At 43.9% G+C, this 18,171-nt stretch carries 10 protein-coding genes and 1 tRNA gene; 2 read left to right on the top strand and 9 right to left on the bottom strand.

Annotated elements, in window-relative coordinates:
• Positions 1 to 2 precede the first annotated feature (2 nt).
• A complete protein-coding gene (locus HGH90_RS00745; protein ID WP_169190118.1) occupies positions 3 to 674 on the top strand; it encodes an ABC transporter ATP-binding protein in 672 nt (223 codons plus the stop codon).
• Here the strand turns inward: HGH90_RS00745 and HGH90_RS00750 are convergent.
• The 4 genes from HGH90_RS00750 to HGH90_RS00765 all read right to left on the bottom strand — a co-directional run bounded on the left by HGH90_RS00750 (position 640) and on the right by HGH90_RS00765 (position 5,089).
• Positions 640 to 2,106 (bottom strand): MFS transporter, encoded by a 1,467-nt coding sequence (locus HGH90_RS00750; protein ID WP_211172563.1) that lies wholly within the window; start codon positions 2,104 to 2,106, stop codon positions 640 to 642. The genes HGH90_RS00745 and HGH90_RS00750 overlap by 35 nt on opposite strands.
• 45 nt (positions 2,107 to 2,151) lie before the next feature.
• The gene (locus tag HGH90_RS00755) at positions 2,152 to 3,081 is read right to left on the bottom strand and encodes an alpha/beta fold hydrolase (RefSeq protein WP_168765601.1); all 930 of its coding nucleotides are present in this window, start codon (positions 3,079 to 3,081) and stop codon (positions 2,152 to 2,154) included.
• A gap of 87 nt (positions 3,082 to 3,168) precedes the next feature.
• Entirely contained in the window at positions 3,169 to 3,729 is a 561-nt protein-coding gene (locus HGH90_RS00760; protein WP_169190119.1) for a TetR/AcrR family transcriptional regulator, read from the bottom strand.
• A gap of 148 nt (positions 3,730 to 3,877) precedes the next feature.
• Positions 3,878 to 5,089 carry an NAD(P)-dependent oxidoreductase gene (locus tag HGH90_RS00765; protein WP_169190120.1) on the bottom strand — a complete coding sequence of 404 codons (1,212 nt, stop codon included), beginning with the start codon at positions 5,087 to 5,089 and terminating at the stop codon, positions 3,878 to 3,880.
• 245 nt (positions 5,090 to 5,334) lie between these two features.
• On the opposite strand from HGH90_RS00765, the gene HGH90_RS00770 reads away from it, so the two are divergent.
• A tRNA-Leu gene (locus HGH90_RS00770) sits at positions 5,335 to 5,418 on the top strand.
• Between the two features lie 361 nt (positions 5,419 to 5,779).
• Here HGH90_RS00770 and HGH90_RS00775 read toward each other — a convergent pair.
• The 5 genes from HGH90_RS00775 to HGH90_RS00795 form a co-directional block, all read right to left on the bottom strand.
• Complete coding sequence (locus HGH90_RS00775) at positions 5,780 to 7,870, bottom strand: alpha-galactosidase (protein ID WP_169190121.1); 2,091 nt, start codon at positions 7,868 to 7,870, stop codon at positions 5,780 to 5,782.
• 43 nt (positions 7,871 to 7,913) lie between these two features.
• Positions 7,914 to 10,145 (bottom strand): DUF5703 domain-containing protein, encoded by a 2,232-nt coding sequence (locus HGH90_RS00780; protein WP_262888534.1) that lies wholly within the window; start codon positions 10,143 to 10,145, stop codon positions 7,914 to 7,916.
• 83 nt (positions 10,146 to 10,228) lie between these two features.
• On the bottom strand, positions 10,229 to 12,304 hold the full coding sequence (locus tag HGH90_RS00785; protein ID WP_169190123.1) for a hypothetical protein: 2,076 nt from the start codon (positions 12,302 to 12,304) through the stop codon (positions 10,229 to 10,231).
• 525 nt (positions 12,305 to 12,829) lie between these two features.
• On the bottom strand, positions 12,830 to 14,632 hold the full coding sequence (locus HGH90_RS00790; RefSeq protein ID WP_169190124.1) for a RagB/SusD family nutrient uptake outer membrane protein: 1,803 nt from the start codon (positions 14,630 to 14,632) through the stop codon (positions 12,830 to 12,832).
• A 24-nt stretch (positions 14,633 to 14,656) separates the two neighbouring features.
• On the bottom strand, positions 14,657 to 17,983 hold the full coding sequence (locus tag HGH90_RS00795) for a SusC/RagA family TonB-linked outer membrane protein (RefSeq protein ID WP_169190125.1): 3,327 nt from the start codon (positions 17,981 to 17,983) through the stop codon (positions 14,657 to 14,659).
• Positions 17,984 to 18,171: the final 188 nt, after the last annotated feature.

The following is an 18,171-nucleotide window of genomic DNA, read 5'->3' on the forward strand; positions in this document are numbered from 1 at the left end:
TCATGAACCTGATAGAAGTTAGGAACATCAACAAATACTTTTACCAGCCAACCAAAATGCAGGTGCTGAATAACGTAGACCTGGACATCGAAAAGGGCCATTTTGTTTCCATCACCGGAAAATCGGGTAGCGGTAAATCTACCTTGCTGTATCTGTTGTCGACCATGGATACCGATTTCGACGGCAGTATCCGCATTAACGGCGAGGAAATGCAGGGCAAACGTAACCGGTGGCTGGCCGACTTCCGGAATCATCATATCGGATTTGTATTCCAGTTTCACTACCTGCTACCCGAATTCACGGCGCTTCGCAACGTAATGCTGCCTGCATTAAAACTGGCTCGTTATACACCTGCTGAAATAGAGCACCGCGCCATGGACCTGTTGCAATTACTGGGCGTGGAGGCACAAGCTAACAAGCGTGCATCGCTGCTTTCTGGGGGACAACAACAACGTGTAGCTATTGCCCGGGCATTGATCAACGAGCCCCTGATCATCATGGGCGACGAGCCTACCGGCAATCTCGACAGCCAGAATGCGGCTATCGTCTTTGATCTCTTTCGACAGCTCTCTTCAGAAAGGGGACAAACCATCCTCACCGTTACCCATGACGATGACTTTGCCCGCCGTTCCGATAAGGTTATTCACCTGGTAGATGGCAGGATTGCAGATTAACAGGCATTTTCGCCTTCAGCACTTTCCTGGTGGTGCTGGTATAGCTATCAGGAAGTATCACCAGGAAACCAATGACAACAACCAGCATCGCAATACTCAATATAGCGGCGGCGCGGTAAGCCGTAACATAATCCTGCAAGGAAGGGTTATCTCCCGTGACGTAGAAGAAAACGCCTCCTATGATACCAGCGCCCATAGCAATAGCAGATTGCTGAGCTGTGTAATAAGAGCCGGATGCAGCTCCCGCAAATTGATGTGGAACACCCTTAAGGGAGAAGGCCAGTAAAGAAGGAAGTACTGCGCCGCATCCAATGCCATACAGCAATAGGATGGCTGCAAATGCGAATGGCCCGGCCTGCAGGTTGTCCAGGAAAAGGATATGCAGTACAAAAGCACAAATCATGGTAAGCACGCCTGCCACCAGTACCTTCTTGCCAAATGAGGGGATCAGTTTTACTGATAAAATAGACGCTATCACATAACCGATTCCCTGGAATACAAAATAGCTACCGGTAGTATAAGAAGGAATACCCAGGCCATTTTGAAAGAATACGCCGGTGATCAGAAAGTAGGATTCCTGCACGAGGAAATAAAACAGCGATGCGAACAAACCAATACGAAAGTCCTTATGATAAAACAGCCGCATATTAATCAACGGCTCTTTTCCTTGAGTCAACTTATTCCGCTGGTGGATGTAAAACAGGTAAAAGAGTGGCGCCGCCGTGAGGAGCAGTACCACACTCCAGGCCGGCCAACCAAGTTCCCTGCCCTGTATCACCGGAAACACCAGGCAGAACAGCGCGGGTGTAAGCAGCAATACGCCTTCGTAGTCAAATTTCAGCGAGGTGTTGCGGGGCGTTTCCTTTAAGAAAAGTCCGGCGAAAATCACCGCTACGATACCCACCGGCACGTTGATGAAAAATATCAACCGCCACCCTTCTACGGCAAAGTGTGTATCTGGTAACAAGCCTCCCAGGAACTGGCCAATAACAGAGGCCGAGCCGGCGATGATACCATAAATGCCAATGGCCTTCATCCGTTCTTTTTCTTCCGGGAATAATACCTGGATATAGGAAACGCCTTGGGGTGTCATGATAGCTGCGGTGATGCCCTGGAAAAAACGGGCTATGTTCAGTTGTCCCGTCGATTGTGCCAGTCCACAAAAGCAGGAGCTGACCGTAAAGAGCAACATGCCGGCAATAAAGATTTTCTTACGGCCGTAGTAGTCACCCAGCCGGCCACCTGTAATCAGCAAACAGGAATACCCCAACAGGTAAATGGCAATGACCAGCTGCAATTCGCCATTGGTGCCCTTCAGCCCTTTCTGGATAGCAGGCAGTGCTACATTCACTACAAATATGTCGATTACCGCCAGAAAAATGGCGGACGATACGATAAGCATAGAAAACCATTGGGATGTTTTTTGTTTCATAAAATAATTATATAGATAGATCTATCTATTTATAAATAAAAAAAATTAAATAACGGAAACGGTGATCGCTTCCAGGAACCGGGTAATCAGCGCTCCTATTGCATCAGGCGCATCTTCCAGGCTATAGTGCCCTGCTTGTGGCAGCTCATACACCTCTCCTTCCGGGAACAGCGACCGGAATAGCGGAAGGAAATATTTCGCATGCAGTGTACGATCGGCGGTTCCCCAGATGGCGAGTGCCGGCAAATGACTGATCTTTTCCAACGCCGCTGAATCGGGTTTTTCAAACTGATGGGCGCCGGCGGCAAACCCTGCGGCCCATCCCAGCACGCCGGCGCAGTCGGCCGGAGTTGGAAAAGGCGCGCCATAAGCTTCCAGCCAGGTGGGGGTAATGAGATCGTTACGCTCAAATCCATTTAGCTTCAGCGTGCTGAGGATGTTGTAGCTGCTTTCATTGAGTACGCTTTCTAGTCGTTCCTCCTTCGCGGCCTGCAATATCCAGCGGAACCAGGGCGATTCCTGCGCATTGGCCTCCAAAGCAGCTGGCAGGCCCGGTTGCCCAAAAGCAACGGGGCCATTTACACTCACTACCGCGGCAATACGCTCCGGATGTCTTGCTGCCAGGCCCATTCCAACAGGGCCGCCGAAGTCATGCATCACCAGGGTGATATCGTGCAAATCGAGGCCCAGCACCAGCTTTTCCAGGTTATCGATGTGGTCCTGCAACCAATATGTACGGCCGGCCGGCGTTTCGCTTTTCCCAAACCCCATATGGTCGGGAGCAATGACCCGGTGGATATTAGCAAGCTCGCGGACCAGGTGCCTGAATAAATAGCCCCAGGTGGGTTCTCCGTGCAAACAAAGCACTACCGGCCCTTTACCTTCATCCACGTAGTGCATATTAAATCCAGGCGCCGTGCTGAAATGAGGCGCAAAGGGAAATGTACCCTTAAAGGTTTCATCGCGAGGTATCATATTTATTGGTTTGATGGAAAATGAAATAGATAGATATATCTATTCATATTTAGCTTTAAAAAAAGTCCCGGCTAAGGGACTGACAAATCAGGAGATCATTTTCCTGATAAACTTTTTGACCCCTTCCAGGGCCTTAATATTCCTCGAGATAGTGGCGTTTACCGTGGCTCCCTCTACCATTAAGAAAAAATTATCCGCCAGCAGTTTCCTATCTACCGGACCATCATAATCCAGTTGCTGAAAAAGCCCTTGCAACAGCATGCGTTGTCTGTTCTTATGGCCTTCCACCAACTGTTGCACTTGCTGGTCCTGCGTTCCTATCTCCGCAATAATTTTAATAAAAGGACAGCCATAAAAGTCAGGCTGCTGCTGTGCAATCCGGTAGTCGATAAACTTCAATATTTTTTCGCGGGGATGACTGATACCCTGGGTAAATTTCTCCAGGCCCTCAAACCATTCTTCTTCCTGCTTCCTCAGGTAAGCCAGCAGCAAGTCGTTTTTGGAGGGGAAGTGATTATACAATGAGCCAATGGCAATATCGGCTTCCGCAATGATTTGGTTGATTCCCGTTTGGTTAAATCCCTGGTGGTAAAACAAATCGGTGGCCACATTCAGAATCCGGTCTCTCACTTTTACTTTTTCCTTCATAACCTTGTTTGAGCTGCTAAGGTATAAAAGTTTTCTTAAAAATAGATAGGTCTATCTATTTTTAAGAAAAATCCGGCGAAGTGATTTCTGTGAACAAACAACCGCCGGTACTTCGAAGCAACCTGGAAATTGCTGGGGCCGGTAGCCTTTAAATTCCCCTGGCATAGTCTTCCAGGTATTGAAAAGTGGGTGTCAACTGGCCCTTATCGACGATGGTGGCCTTCCGGATCATCTCATTATCCTCCTTCAGCAATTCTTCAAACACGTATTTCATGAGCTGGTCGCCGAAATACTGCGAGGCGTCGCGTGGTAGTTCATTTGGCAAATTGCTCACGCACATCATATCAACGGTACCCGGAAGATAGGGCGCCGTTTGCGCCATGGTATCCCTGTTAACGCCGTATACCGGTTGTTCGATAGTACTATCGCCCAGGTTACAGGGTATCGATCCATTGGTATCGTCCGTAATATCCGCGATCACCTGGATATGGAAATTATCTTTTTTGAGATCATCCGGCTGGAAGAGTGGAGGAATATTATGGTCCCAATAAATACCGTTCATAAGAATATCGCTGACAGTAACATAAGGCAGGAAACGGCATTCATATTCCTCCGGATGTGCATGGAAGTCATTCCTGCTATAGGTTTTATCATTCTTGCGCAGGTACAACTCTCCCGCTTTCAACTGGGTATATACCGGGTAGCTATACTTGTTGATGAGATATTCTTCCGGTGGAATGTACTTAATACCGAGCAATCCCATAATCTCCAGGGCGCCCGCTGCCACCCGCCCGGAGCCGGTAATCACCATTTTCATGGGAGGTAGCTTGATCCCAAAATAATGGCTAATTAGTTCCTGGAAATCATGACAGGTATGTACTCTTTTAAAATGAAACAGTTTGGTTTTCTCGCCGTAAGCCATCAGACCATTGTGCGCCCCTACCACACCGGCAAAGAAGCCAAAGCCCAGGATACGCTGCCCATCCGGGTGTACCAGGCATTCATAATCGATGAGCGTTATATTTTTTTCCAGGATGGCCTGCAGCATATGCTGGTTATGCGGCTGTTTCTTTTTCGTGTGACTGAAGAACAGGTAGGTCTTCCCTCCTATTAATTTTTCTACCGGCACTTCTTTAATACCCATCAGAACAGAACAGCGGGAAAGATCTTCCCGCAGTGTAATTCCGGCCTTTTCATATTCTTCATCTTTAAAGCAGCGCCATGGAGATGGTTGTACGTATAGGCGTACCTGTGGGAAGTGCTGTTGTATCCAAACACATTGTTTGGGTGTAAACGCCACCCTGTTGTCATGCGGCTGTTTTTCCTCCCTTATAAGCCCTATATGAATCGTGTTTTCCATTCTCTGAATGTACGGTATTTTAGTGAACCGGGAAGGTGGTCGTAAAATTTTTACGCGATAAAACAAACCCGGGGCAGTACACATCAAACACTTTATGGTAGCCTATTTACAGGGTTTCAGTTCTACCATCTAAGAACGGCAGCGGAAAAAAATATCAGGTAAAATGAAAAAAAATATTGGAGATTAAAAAAGAGTTTCTATATTTGCATCCCGCAATTGACGCGGAGAGTTCTTATAAAAGTATTGCCCAGATGGCGGAATTGGTAGACGCGCTAGACTCAAAATCTTGTTTCGGCAACGGAGTGCAGGTTCGATTCCTGTTCTGGGCACCTTGGTTATCAACTATTTATAAAGGTCCGCAATTGCGGGCCTTTTTCATTTTCAATAATTTGCAAACAACCCTCTGGCGGCTTATTTAAAGAACTATATCTACGAATTTAGTCGTTACATGCTGAAACTACAATTTCTCCTAAATAATTTGGAACTGTTAAAGGATAGATGAACAATCTTTTTGTATTGATCTAATGGTCACTCTGTTATGCTCTGTTGGATAAACGGAGTATTTAGGTACTCTCTATATCACACAAGAAAGCCCCGGTGAATGAACCAGGCTATGAATTTGAAAAACCCATCCCCTGATATCCTCTCACCAAAGCCTTATTTGCCAATTTCCGCTGGACGCAAAACAGGCTACTTGGAAATCACATCGTATTTCAAAAACAGGAAATCAGCAGGACGCTTGATAAAAAAACTGATATTTCCGCTGGCATCAGCTTTTTTCAACATGGCTTCTCCTGTTTGCAGATTAATAATTTTGATCGTTTTACCTGCCAAAAACTTCAGGGCTACTTTTTTTGCCTGTTCCTCGTTATGTAATTCTCTGAACAGTAGTAAATAGTTGTTCAGCACGCCCTGTTCACTGATCATTTGAAACCCGGACCAACCTTCATTATCAGGCTTATCACCTATCGGGAAGGTATAAGAAGTGAACATCTTCTTTCTGTGCTCTTTATACAATGCTATGAATTTTTTCAGTTCAGCATGTCCCTGTGGATCAAGATACTGGCCGCTTTGAAAAAAACATGGTACAAAGGGTATACCCATGGCAAAGGTATAGGAATGACTATATTGCGGTGCATCGCTTCGTTCAGCGTTAGAACGCTTTGGATTTTGCAGTAATACCTGCAATTTATTACTGTTGAAATACTTAGCCATTAACCAATGCTGACGCAACACCTGGTAAGGAACCATCGTTAAATGTGCCGGCAAACTTTCCTGTATATTTTGAAAATAAATGCTTCCATATTCTTTACAATAATACCAGCCGTAACGGGGATCATCGTATTCGGGACATAGGGTGAATTGTGTTTTCATGGGTGCATACTTCATCACATCCCGGTACTTTTTTATCCGGTCTTCATAGTCTCTGCGATCATGCAATTGATCAAAGTCCACTTTCCAGGAAATAAATCCCAAAGCATCAATATTTTTTTTCATTTCTTCCGCTGTACAATACTTTGCTGTTACCCAAAGCCCGAAACGAAGATTGAATTTATCGGCCTGTGCTTTAATTGTTTCCCACCCATCTTTGTAACGGGGTTCAAAATCCCTGGCATCTCCAAAGCGCCCTCCCTTTTGCCAGCCATCGTCAATCTGCATTACTTCCACCCCTACATCTGCCAGGGCCGGAATTTCTTTCATCAAATAGTCTTCTTCCGTAAATCTTGCTCCGTCAGGGTCTGCAGGGCCCCATGTGTTGCTAAGGATGAACATATCCCTTTCCGGAAAAACAGGGTAACGGGTGCGGTCAAATTTTTTCAATGCCAGTTGCATGCCGTCATTACCACCATCCCATAAAATGGTCCATGTAGCCCAGCATTCCCGGAAACGATCGGCCACAATTTCCTCAGCGCCCAGTCCCCAACCGGTTACCATTAATCCATCGGGGCCGGAATAAAAACTACCGGTGAGATGTCCCTGCTGATTTACGCATTTAGGTGATTCTTTCACCAGGGTAACCCCTTCGCTCCCCTTCTTATATTCAACACTAATTCCGCTTGCCCAGTTATTGTCTTCAGGTAAAAACAGCGGATAGCCCGTTACTATTTTTTCCTCCAGCATATCACGGCTGGGATCATGTCTTCCTCCGGGATTATTATAATACCCCCAATAGCGACGCTGGTTTTCTACAGCAAAATTCAAAGGCAGATAATCGCAACGAGGACCAGGCAGTTCCATATTGTACCCATAGCTATTCACCTTTTCTTCTTCTGCCCTAATATTCTTGGCAACAAATCCCTCCATGGCTTTGAGACGCAACTGAGTACGGATGCCTACTGCATCGGGGTATACCCATATCACATGTTGCACCAACAATGCAGACGCAGGATATTCTATTGTAGATATAATTTGAAGATATTTATTACTAAACCCTTCATCATTACCTTCTGTAACGGCGACACTAACTAGCTTCGCTATTGAAGAATCGTTGATAGCGCCGGGCAGGCTCCAGTCGCTCTTCATCTTTGGATTAATTTGCACATACTCTTTACCACGTAATAAACTTTTGAGACTGGTAGTTTGCAAACCACTGCCAGTCCATTTCCAAATCCTTTCCAATTTACCGGTAGAAGCAGTAATTTGATCTTTCTTCACCGTCACCGTGGCATTTTCTAAACGGTAAACCGAATCCGCAACGGGCCGTAGGCTCCCTTTTTGAGCCAGTGCAGGAGCGGCTGCATAGGCGAACATGCCTAGTAATAGTGCTAATAGAGACTTCATTATATATCAGTTAAACTGTTTACGAACTTTTTTATATCTGACATCATCTTGCCATTTTCTGCTTCCGTGTCAGCTTTCCATTATCAACCAGGCCTTCAAAAACTTTCCTCCCCGGCCCTCTTAGCTTAAAACGCACATTCCATTCTTTCGGCCAGGCGGGTAAAAGCCGTACCTCCTCACTGTCGTATTGCAAGAGCATGCGCTGTAGCGCAATGGAAGCCACACTGCCATGATCCTGATCAGGTGTCCAATCATAATTGGGGCCCCAGAAGGCAGGAAAACGGAAGCCGGTGTCCCATTTTGAAAAGCTTTCTACAATCATTTTCTTTGCGTCTTCCGACAACCCAAGACAAGCGGCCTGAATAGAATTTTGCTGCCAGCCCCCGTTTTCTTTATGTGTTTTTGCAGCAAACGTTCTCCTGGCTAACTCCACATTGGGCTTGCCGAGTGCAAACATCCTGTATGGAAAAACGGCATATAACTCTGGATTTTCCATATTGGCCTTATTGCTATATGTATACGCCGGTGCAAGCAACGTATCATTACCTACTACCCGGATGGGCAAAGCCGGTAAATCGCTCACCAGCTTAGTCCACTGCTCTCTTTTCTCTTTTCCTGTAAGCGCCGAGGGCAGACAAAGCATTTTTCCGGCCACAGTGGCTATGCCAACAATTTCAGGCAATGGATTCACTGCCGAGTGAAAGGTTTCTAAGGACATAGCGGGGTCGAAGAGAATTTTCCCGTCCTTACCACGTCTCCAATGCTGATCATAGAAAGTAAGAATCTCCGAAACAAACGGAACCAACGTGTCTCTCGCAAACCGGCTACTCCTTGTAAATGAATAGTAATCCAGCATCATCAGCGACAATTCCAGGCCACTCTGCCAGTAATAACGGATATAGGGGTTTTTGGCATAGCCATCTTTAAGGGTATCTCTATTACATCCGTAATCACCATCGGCATATGTGCCCCAGAAGTTCATTGTTTCTGGAAAGAAAGCACCTGCATGCCCGTAATATTTTATTGTCGCTGCTTTTCGGATAGGCAATGCCTCCATATACATAGAAAATAGTGGCTGCATCAGATCAAAGTCGCCGGTTGCAAGCAAAGACCAATAAGGCAGGCGCGTATTTTGCCACCAGTAGCATCCGCCCCAGAGGCGAAAATCAGCATTCAGGTTCTTATAATCGCCAACACGGTTATAAGTATCTACAGTAAAAATACTGCCGTTAAATTTTATGGGCGAATTACCTCTGCCACTACAGGCGGTAATGAAACGCTGTAAAATATATCCCTGTGTTACCGTTTCTGCCTCTTTCCTGTTAGCAGGGTCCTTTGCTGTAATGAAAATATACGAGCGGTTCCAAAACTGCTTCCACCACGCCTTATGTGCCGCTTCCCGCTTTGCCACGGGAATGGCGCTAATGGATGCTGCGCGGGCAAATAGTGTTTGCTTCCATTGTGCTACACTACCTCGCTGCGTGAGCGGAAAAATATTGATTAGAAAATTGCCCGCCGCCTTTTTGGTGGTAAGCACCGTGTCAGAAATATTGCTCATTCCTGCCGCTTCAATCATAAGCCCGAAATTCCGGTGGAGCAAAGGATCCACATCTTTATTTTTAAATGTTGACAAGGACTGTATTTGAAGATTATGGCTCCAAATGGAATTAACGTTGTGGTGAAATGCAACAATTCTATTGCTGTTGTTCAATTGCAACGAATCAGCCTCCTCATACACTATTTTCTCACAATCCTCCGACACCTGTTTAGCACCAATGCCCCAAACACCCCATCCATCATAGCCAAGTAGCGGCCGCCGCTCTTTTCGCCAGTTTTCATAAGTCACCCGTACATTCACTGGATTTCTACTTTTTATATCCACCTGTATCACCGGATGATTAGCATCTATCCAGCATCTTATTTTAGCATTGCCATAACTGATAAAGATTTCTCCATCCTGCAATTTCAGTTCCTGTAAGAATTTCCCTTCATCCAGGGGGTTAGGTGTAACAGATACACGTACTTTTCCCAATTTCAACAACCGGCCCAAATCGTCCCATGCATCAGTTTTGGAGACATAAAAAACCAAGTCCCCATTAGCTTCCACCCAAATGTTAGCGCCAATATCGCCATTACCAAGCGGCATTGACCCCTGCGAGTTTATTCCCGGCGACGACCACGCAATATTGAAATCATTTAATGTCTTTTTCTGTGCAAAAATGTCCGGTATCAATAATGCAAAAAACAAGTAAAAAAAAACTACTTTCCTTATCATTTAAATAGTCGGTTTAATATTCATAAATACTTTTAGACATCAACATTATCCTTACTTTAAAACCGAAGTTTAATAAACTTACTTCACTTTTTCATCCCGGATAATGTCATCAACATAGTCTTACCTGCTTTTATAAATACAACAGGACAAGTGCTGATGAATCCCTGCGGATAAATTTGAGCTGGATTATTGTCAACGAACACCCGAACATTCGCATCAAATTTTGTAGGATTGCAAATAGTAAGTGTGTTGCCGTTCAGTTTCGCCTCCACATGGTCAAATACCACCAATTCCTTTTTAACAGGATTGACATAGATACCCGGAATCTGCGCTACGGTAAGCATAGCACTCACCTGCGCCCATGTATTACCATGAAATACGCTACCTATGTTTTCATGCCCTTCCCAATCACTTAGGTTTACCCGCTCATTGATCCAGCCAACATGTTGGTCTTTGATGGGACGATCGGCCCTTGCAATATATTGCATGATGTTATGCGCTACATCATAAGCCATACCTAAGTATAATTTGTTGCCGGTAGCTCTGTACAACTTAAGCAGGCAGTCGCCGGACAATGTGCAGATGCCTGGACCGCCGTGTTTGTTTTGCGTGTTGGCCCATACAGCGCCGGTAGTTTTCATATCTAATTGACCAAACAAAGAGGATGCAGGAAATTTGTAATCATAAGTAACCATCCAGGTAGCGCAAAAAGCAGCTGCATCTTCGGCATAATGCAACCATTCTTTTTCTTTTGTTACCTCGTACATGGTCATGAATGATTCAAGCATAGCAAAAGCCGTTTCAGCATCGTTGTTCTGCAATATCTCGCCGGGACCTCCACATGAAATTCCTTTTACAGTGAAATTTTTGTAGTAATAACGTGCTACTTCTTTGGCTACCGCCAGCCATTGCGACTTATTTTCAAACTTCGATGCCAAAGCCAACCCAGCAATCGCCATAGCTGCGCTGTTGCTGCCGCCCACCTTTATTTCGGCCGTTTCGATATCAATGAACTGACCCCACTGGTGATTTTCCCGCCAGAGATTTACAAATGCTTCGGATAATTTATGAAGGGGTGCTTGCCATGCTACGGGCATGGTCCAATTCTTATTTTTCAATTGCTGTGAAAAACAATACTTATAAGTAAAGTACAATGCATCCGCATTCTTGCGCAACAGGAGTAAATTATCAGGATGTGGCTCCCAAAAACAATCGCTGCACCAAACCTTGCCTTTGCCGCAGCCATAAAAGAACCCACTCTTCGCCTGACTTTGGGTGATTATTTTGTGATAATTCTTAAATGATCTGTCTGCGGAACTGTCAGCCCCGATTTCACTTAAAGGCAGCGTAACCATCAAACCACCTACCCAGCCTAATTGCCATTTCAAGTTCCAACTGTCACCACCTAAAGTATATAAGCTATCCTGGGCGCTCCACCAATCGCTTTCCTGCCTTTCCATTAACTCAAACGCCTTACTGAAAGGCAACTGGTTGATACGGACAGAAGTGGCGAAGCTTTTACGAATACTTAGAAATTGATTGTTTAAATCTTTAGGTGACGAAAGATGGTTGAATGTATAAACCCTATATCGGATGGTCACTTTATCACCTTGTTTCAGATCTGCACCTGTTTCCCTTGAAGTCGATAAACTGGCCATACTATAGTATTTCTGCCTCACGCATGGCGCAGCAATGATAAACTCCGCCTTGTTTCGTTTTTCATTTTCTTTAAAAACTAAAACACTGTTACCCAGTTCGGTAGCCTGCTCTGTCAATATCCAGATACCCTTCTTCGTTTTCGGAAAATAGATCCCCACTCCCGGAGTGGAAAGATCGCCTGTATTCAAATCCATTTCCGATTCTCCTTCATACTTATTCAACCGGGGTACATTGGTAATGGTTACAGGCAGGTCTTTATTGTAGTCTTTTTTCTTAAATAAAGGGGGATAGCCGTAATCAAGTACATCAAAACGGTTACCGTTGTATGCTGCCGCAGGCATAATAACATAATTGTCAACCTCCCAATTACTGAACAAAAAGTTTACAGCTACGCCGGCCTTGCTTGCGTTGCCTTTCGCCACTTGAAAAGTAAGGATTGTTTCTTTGTTGTCAGCAGCGGCGCCCTTTTCTCTTTTACACTCCCACACCGCATCATTCACGGTAACGATGGACCGGTTGTTTTTAAAATCAACATCCAGGCATCTTTCGGGTCTATTTCCATTATAGTACTGCACCTGTGCTTTGATGCTCATCTCCGGCGTGACTTGTTGAGAGAACCCTTGCAGGCAAAATAGAAATGATATTATAAGGGCTTTTATTCTATTCATGTCGAAATTGATCCAGACTTTATTAAAAAATAAAACATTCAGCTTCTGCTGATAGCAAAAAAGTTGCGGCTATAAAAATATTCATGTATTTAATAACATGTTACCTTAAAATGTAAGCTCCAAAACATAGTCCATTTCCTGAGGTACCTTCTTCAGCAATAAAATCACGCCTTCTCTACTTTGTGAACCGTCAGGCAAAAATAGTTCTTTTCATCACCTTCTCTAAAAACGGTGGCCGGAGCATTAAAATAAGATTTAAATATACCCTGATGATGAAATCAAAGTTATTCCGGTGCGTGAAGCCACGCGCCGGAATAATTATTCAGATATTAATCATCAATACATCCTTATTGTCCTTTAGGGGGTATCCCAACCCGGGTTTTGTGTAAGCATTTTATTACTCCTGGTAATATCTTCCAAAGGGATTGGTGCTAAATAATCCTTCTCAGGTCTAAATTTGAGCCCTGTTGGAAGTGTCAATTTCCATGGATCATAATAGCCTTTACTGTCCAACTGTTGAGACAGTGTGGTATTAGTAGCAGCGTCATAATCTGCAGGATCGTATCTAAATCCACGGGGCCTTGCTGCATCGCCGCTAAATAAAGCATGTGCCCTCCATCGCTTCCAGTCGTCTGTCCTGTAACCTTCCCCAAACAGTTCGGTGTTTCTTTCATTGCGTACTATTGCCAGCATATTAGAAACTGCATATCCGTAATTGGGCCAGGTAGCATCTACCGTTGGTAAATTACCGGTTAAAGGAGGCATTCCAACCCTTCCTCTGATCCTGTCTATATTATCTGTCAGATCTGGTAAAGCATTATTCAGCTCAACATAAGCCTCAACATAGTTGAGCATGATTTCAGGAACCCGGAAACAGATAGCTGATGTAGTTGGATTACCAGACTGATTGTTGTAATTAATATCAGGATTATTCCCTTTCTTTGGCCAGTAACCTGTAGCAGTAGCGTTATAATAATTCGTGCCCAGGTATTCGCAAACAGTGTATACTCTGTTTGGCTCAAGTACATTATTAAAATGATCGCCCGGTACAAATATTGACTGTCCCAAACGGGGATCCAATGCCGCTTTCAGATCAGTTAAACAGGAAGCTCCTTTCTTTGGGAATAACGCAACATTTGTGACATCTATTGTTTGCCCGTTTTTATCCAGGAAGCTTTGTATCAATCCCAAAGTATATCCCCGGTTAAAATATCCAACTGTCGTCCACCAATTAAGGCCGTTGCCGTTGGCACCAGTAATATTGTTTGAATAAGTACGGCTTAGTGTAACTTCATTAATGTCAGCATAATTTTCACGGTTAAATAAATTGAAGTAATCTTTATCTGGATGACCGGTGTTATAAACCATACCGGCAAAGTTTCCCGACAGCGACTTCAATTGAGTATAAGCATCCACTACTTTCTGGAAATAGACATTGGCATTTGCAGTAGAACTGGAAGGCGTACCTGCATGATACTTGGCCCATGTTGCTTCAAAAAGCGCTACCCTTGATTTATAAATCAGGGCTGTTTCTTTATTGATTCTATTAACACCAACAGCCGACTTTGTACCTAACAATTGAATAGATCTATCAATCAATGCCATCACAGAATCCACCACAAGGGCTCGACTGTCTCTTTTTTTGGTTAATGCCTCTTGATCATTCGGACTGATCACATGTGAATACCAGGGGACATCACCAAACATTTTTACAAGATTGTGATAAACATATGCCTTTAAAAAACAGGCTTCACCCAACGTTTGCTGGTAGGCAGCTGGCGGTTCCTTGCACTTCTGGTAATTATCGAAGAAATAATTAATTTCATATACATGACTCCAACTCCATCCGCCGCTACCGGCATCAACAGGTGTAACTGTTTGCCCATTCATGTAACCTTTGAAGCCTCCAACATAACCGCCTCCCATCATATTATCGGAAACATCATCCGCCCAAAAGTTGGTTTCGGGCAACCAGCTATACTTGCCAACAATATACATATCCAGTTGCTGGGCAGTTTGCCAATAGTTTGACTGAGACAAGGTATCGAGGGGACCTTTATCTAAAAACTTTTTACAGGAAGCAAATGACAGGGCAATGCCAATTCCAAGTATCCATTTGGGCCAATTGCTGTTTCTGTAGTTAAAATATTCCTTTTTCATTGTTTAAACTTTTGAATGAAATAATCAGAATCCCAGGTTGATACCAAACGAGTAATTAGCTTGCTGAAAATAGTTTCTACCCACCCAGCTGCTGTAAGAATTAGATGCCGGCATTTCCGGATCAACCCAATATGGCAATGAAGCGGAACGGAATGTAAACATGTTTTCACCTGAAAAATACACTTTGCAGCTCTGCAGCTTTGCTCTTTGAAGCCACCTTGTAGGCAAACTATATGTTAATTGTACATTTTTCACACGCATATAGGCAAGGCTAATTAGATACCGGTCGCTGGGCTGGAAGTTTTTAAACCCATCACCTCCTATATAGGGTCTGGGGAAAAACGCATTCGTATTAGTTCCCAGCTTCGCCAATAATTCAGGTGACGTTGTTGCATCGCGATAAAAGTCAAGTTGCTTTTCTCCTTTGTAAACATTCACATCTGAGTTATTGCCCGTTTCTGATCCCATTCCCCAATAATACATAGAGTAGTTACCTACCTGATCCCGTTTAGCTACCCCTTGCAAAAGCATGGAAAAATCAAGCCGTCCTGCCTCATTGAAAGCATAACCCACATTTACATTCACGCTGTAATTGTACCTTGGAGTAGTGTTTCCTATTATTTTCCTGTCGCCGGGATTTTCAACACTTCCATCTCCAGTATAGATCTCATTCGGATGTTTAGCATCTAATTTTTCGTACTTCACATCGCCGGGATACCATTTGGAACTGAATAAATTCTGGCTTGTCTTTAAAGTACCATCCGGGTTAAAATCACCAGTATTTAATAACCGTTCAACATGATAGCCCCAGATATCACCCATTTTCATCCCGGGATACCATTGTCCTATATAATTTTTAGCCACATTATATTTGGTAATGGTACTTTGTGCATCGGCAACATATATACGTACTCCATAGTCTAGCTTTTTACCGATCATATCTTTCCAGCCTAATTGCAATTCAAAACCTTTGGTAACAAATGCCGCGTTGTTTACATAAGGGGCAGAAGTGCCCAATACAGAAGGGACAGGACTGGGAGGTCCTAACATATCCCATGAGCGCCTGTTAAACCATTCAAGCTCGGCAGAAAGCCTGCTATCCAAAAACTTCGTCTCTGCTCCTATGTTAAAGGTGGTAATCTTATTCCAGGTGATATCAGGATTAAGTATGCCCGGAGTATTTACATAAGGAACGGTTTGATTGCCAAATACCCAAGGAGTGTTAGGGCTTACCGATAATGTAGGTATATACAAGAAATTGGCGATATTACCCTGGTCGCCCAACGTACCATAAGAAACACGTAACTTTGCGAAATTTACAACTCGTTTTACGCCATCCCAGAATTTTTCATTGCTCACATTCCATCCAGCTGAAGCTGAAGGGAAAAAACCCCAACGTTTATCTTGTGCATAACGCGCAGATCCGTCATAGCGCCCGTTTAACTCAAGTAGGAAACGTCCACCATAATCATAATTGAGCCTCCCAAAATATCCCATCGTGGACCATGTGCTCATAGCATCGCTTGCTGTCTTGTTTTGCTGAGACAGATTGATGGAATAGTTATTGGGGATCAGCATATTCTTGCCACTTCCTGACAAACCGCGGTTATTTGTTTCCTCTGCCTGAATACCTGTTTGTACTTTAACAAAATGTCTACCTATACTCCTATTATACGAAGTATAAGCCTGGATGGTCCAGTAATTGGAAAAATTACTTGTTTTTGAAATGGAAGAACTGCCGGAAGTCGTTGTTCTTCCATCAGCGTAAAAACGATCAATCACCTGGTTGTTTAAAGATTGGTAATCCTGGAAGAACATTCTCCATGTACCGTCCACATGTATATCCCAACCTTTTGCAGGGTTAAGGTTCAACTCCAGCACATTATCCAGGCGATGCTCATCATTATCGCTTTGACCTCCCTGGATTCCGGGATTAATACGACTGGATTGATTGTATTCTCCATTGGGATTCTTCACCGGAACAACCGGCCATGCACCATACATAAAACCATATAGCAATCCCATACCAGCACCTTGAAATGTAGGGGCAACCGTTCTGGCCAAAGAATAACGGGTACGGAAACCCAGCTTGATCCAATTATTGATATCCGTATTAAACCCGCCATTCAGACTGAAACGTTTGTAGTTATCAATATCTGAAATAAATTTGAAAATACCGGGTTGATTAAGATAACCTGCGGATACAAAATAATTGGTTTTTTCAGTCCCCCCTCTAAGCGACAATTCATGTGACTGCCTCTGCGAATTTTTCAGCCATACCTTAAACCAGTTAGTATTGGTCATTCCATTTTGCCCCCATCCCCAGGATCCATCTGCCAACAAGGGTACCAGTTCCTCCTGTGTATACTTACCAGGATTTTCAACGTTGCCTTTGATGATTGCAAGTTGATCAGGATTGAAATATACGCTCTGCTGAGAGTTGAGATATGACTCATTTCTTACCAGGGCAAAGGTATATGCATCCTGAGGGTTAGGATAATTGATCGGCTTTACAATGGAATAATTGCCTGAATACGTAAATATTGGCTTTTGATTTCTCCTTCCTTTCTTTAAAGTTACCATCAACACCCCATAAGGCGCACGGGATCCGTAGATAGCGCTGGCAGCAGCATCCTTTAAAACAGTTATACTTTCTACGTCATCCGGATTCAGTGTATTAAAATCTTCCATGTTAGTAGGGATTCCATCAATCACTACTAAAGGAGGAGTGCTGCTGTTTAAAGAAGCTGTTCCCCTGATCGCAATAGTTTGTGCCGCGCCGGGAGCAAAGCCAGAGGAAGGCGAGCTAAATGCTATCCCGTTGGCATTTCCCTGCAACAATGCTGTAACATTGGCTGCCGGCCTGTTTTCCAAATCTTTTGAGGTAATAACCTGTACTGCACCTGTAAGGTTTGCTTTCTTCTGTGTACCATAGCCCACTACCACTACTTCATCCAGTTTGCTATCCCCTTCTTTCAACGTTACTTCAACGCTGCTTTGCGTTGTAATATTCAATTCAGCATTTGAATATCCAACGTAGGAGAAGATTAATATATCGCCTGCTTTTACTCCTATTGAAAAGCTACCATCGGCATTGGTTTTTGTGCCACCTGATTTACCTTTTACTTTTATCGAAACGCCTCCCAGCGGCTGTCCTTTTTCATTTCTTACAACACCTTTAACTGTTTGGTCTACTGCATGATTGTACTCGTTTTTTATCTCACCTGCACTTCCAATAAATGCAAATCCCTGCAGGTTTATCAATGAAAAAAAAGTCAAAATTTCAACATAACGGAGTACTTTTTTAAAAGGAAACGGACTACACTTTACATCGCAAATACAATTTTTCATAACTGAATTTTGGTTGATAAAAAAATTCATCATGCCCGGCAAAGCATCAATGTGTGGTTATCAGACGGGAGGTTGTTACCGCATTCTCCCACTTCTTCGTCTAAATACTATTGTTCATAGGCAATCCTTTTTAGTTAAAAATCAGAGGGGCTATTAGCAATGATGAGAATCCCGTGCTCCTAAATAAA

The sequence above is a fragment of the Chitinophaga sp. Ak27 genome (genome assembly GCF_012726295.1).
Lineage (GTDB): Bacteria > Bacteroidota > Bacteroidia > Chitinophagales > Chitinophagaceae > Chitinophaga.

Bases quoted from the DNA above. Each gene is read 5' to 3' on its own strand.
- HGH90_RS00745 (WP_169190118.1), top strand. From the start codon at position 3: ATGAACCTGATAGAAGTTAGGAACATCAACAAATACTTTTACCAGCCA.
- HGH90_RS00750 (WP_211172563.1), bottom strand. From the start codon at position 2,106: ATGAAACAAAAAACATCCCAATGGTTTTCTATGCTTATCGTATCGTCC.
- HGH90_RS00755 (WP_168765601.1), bottom strand. From the start codon at position 3,081: ATGATACCTCGCGATGAAACCTTTAAGGGTACATTTCCCTTTGCGCCT.
- HGH90_RS00760 (WP_169190119.1), bottom strand. From the start codon at position 3,729: ATGAAGGAAAAAGTAAAAGTGAGAGACCGGATTCTGAATGTGGCCACC.
- HGH90_RS00765 (WP_169190120.1), bottom strand. From the start codon at position 5,089: ATGGAAAACACGATTCATATAGGGCTTATAAGGGAGGAAAAACAGCCG.
- HGH90_RS00775 (WP_169190121.1), bottom strand. From the start codon at position 7,870: ATGAAGTCTCTATTAGCACTATTACTAGGCATGTTCGCCTATGCAGCC.
- HGH90_RS00780 (WP_262888534.1), bottom strand. From the start codon at position 10,145: ATGATAAGGAAAGTAGTTTTTTTTTACTTGTTTTTTGCATTATTGATA.
- HGH90_RS00790 (WP_169190124.1), bottom strand. From the start codon at position 14,632: ATGAAAAAGGAATATTTTAACTACAGAAACAGCAATTGGCCCAAATGG.
- HGH90_RS00795 (WP_169190125.1), bottom strand. From the start codon at position 17,983: ATGAAAAATTGTATTTGCGATGTAAAGTGTAGTCCGTTTCCTTTTAAA.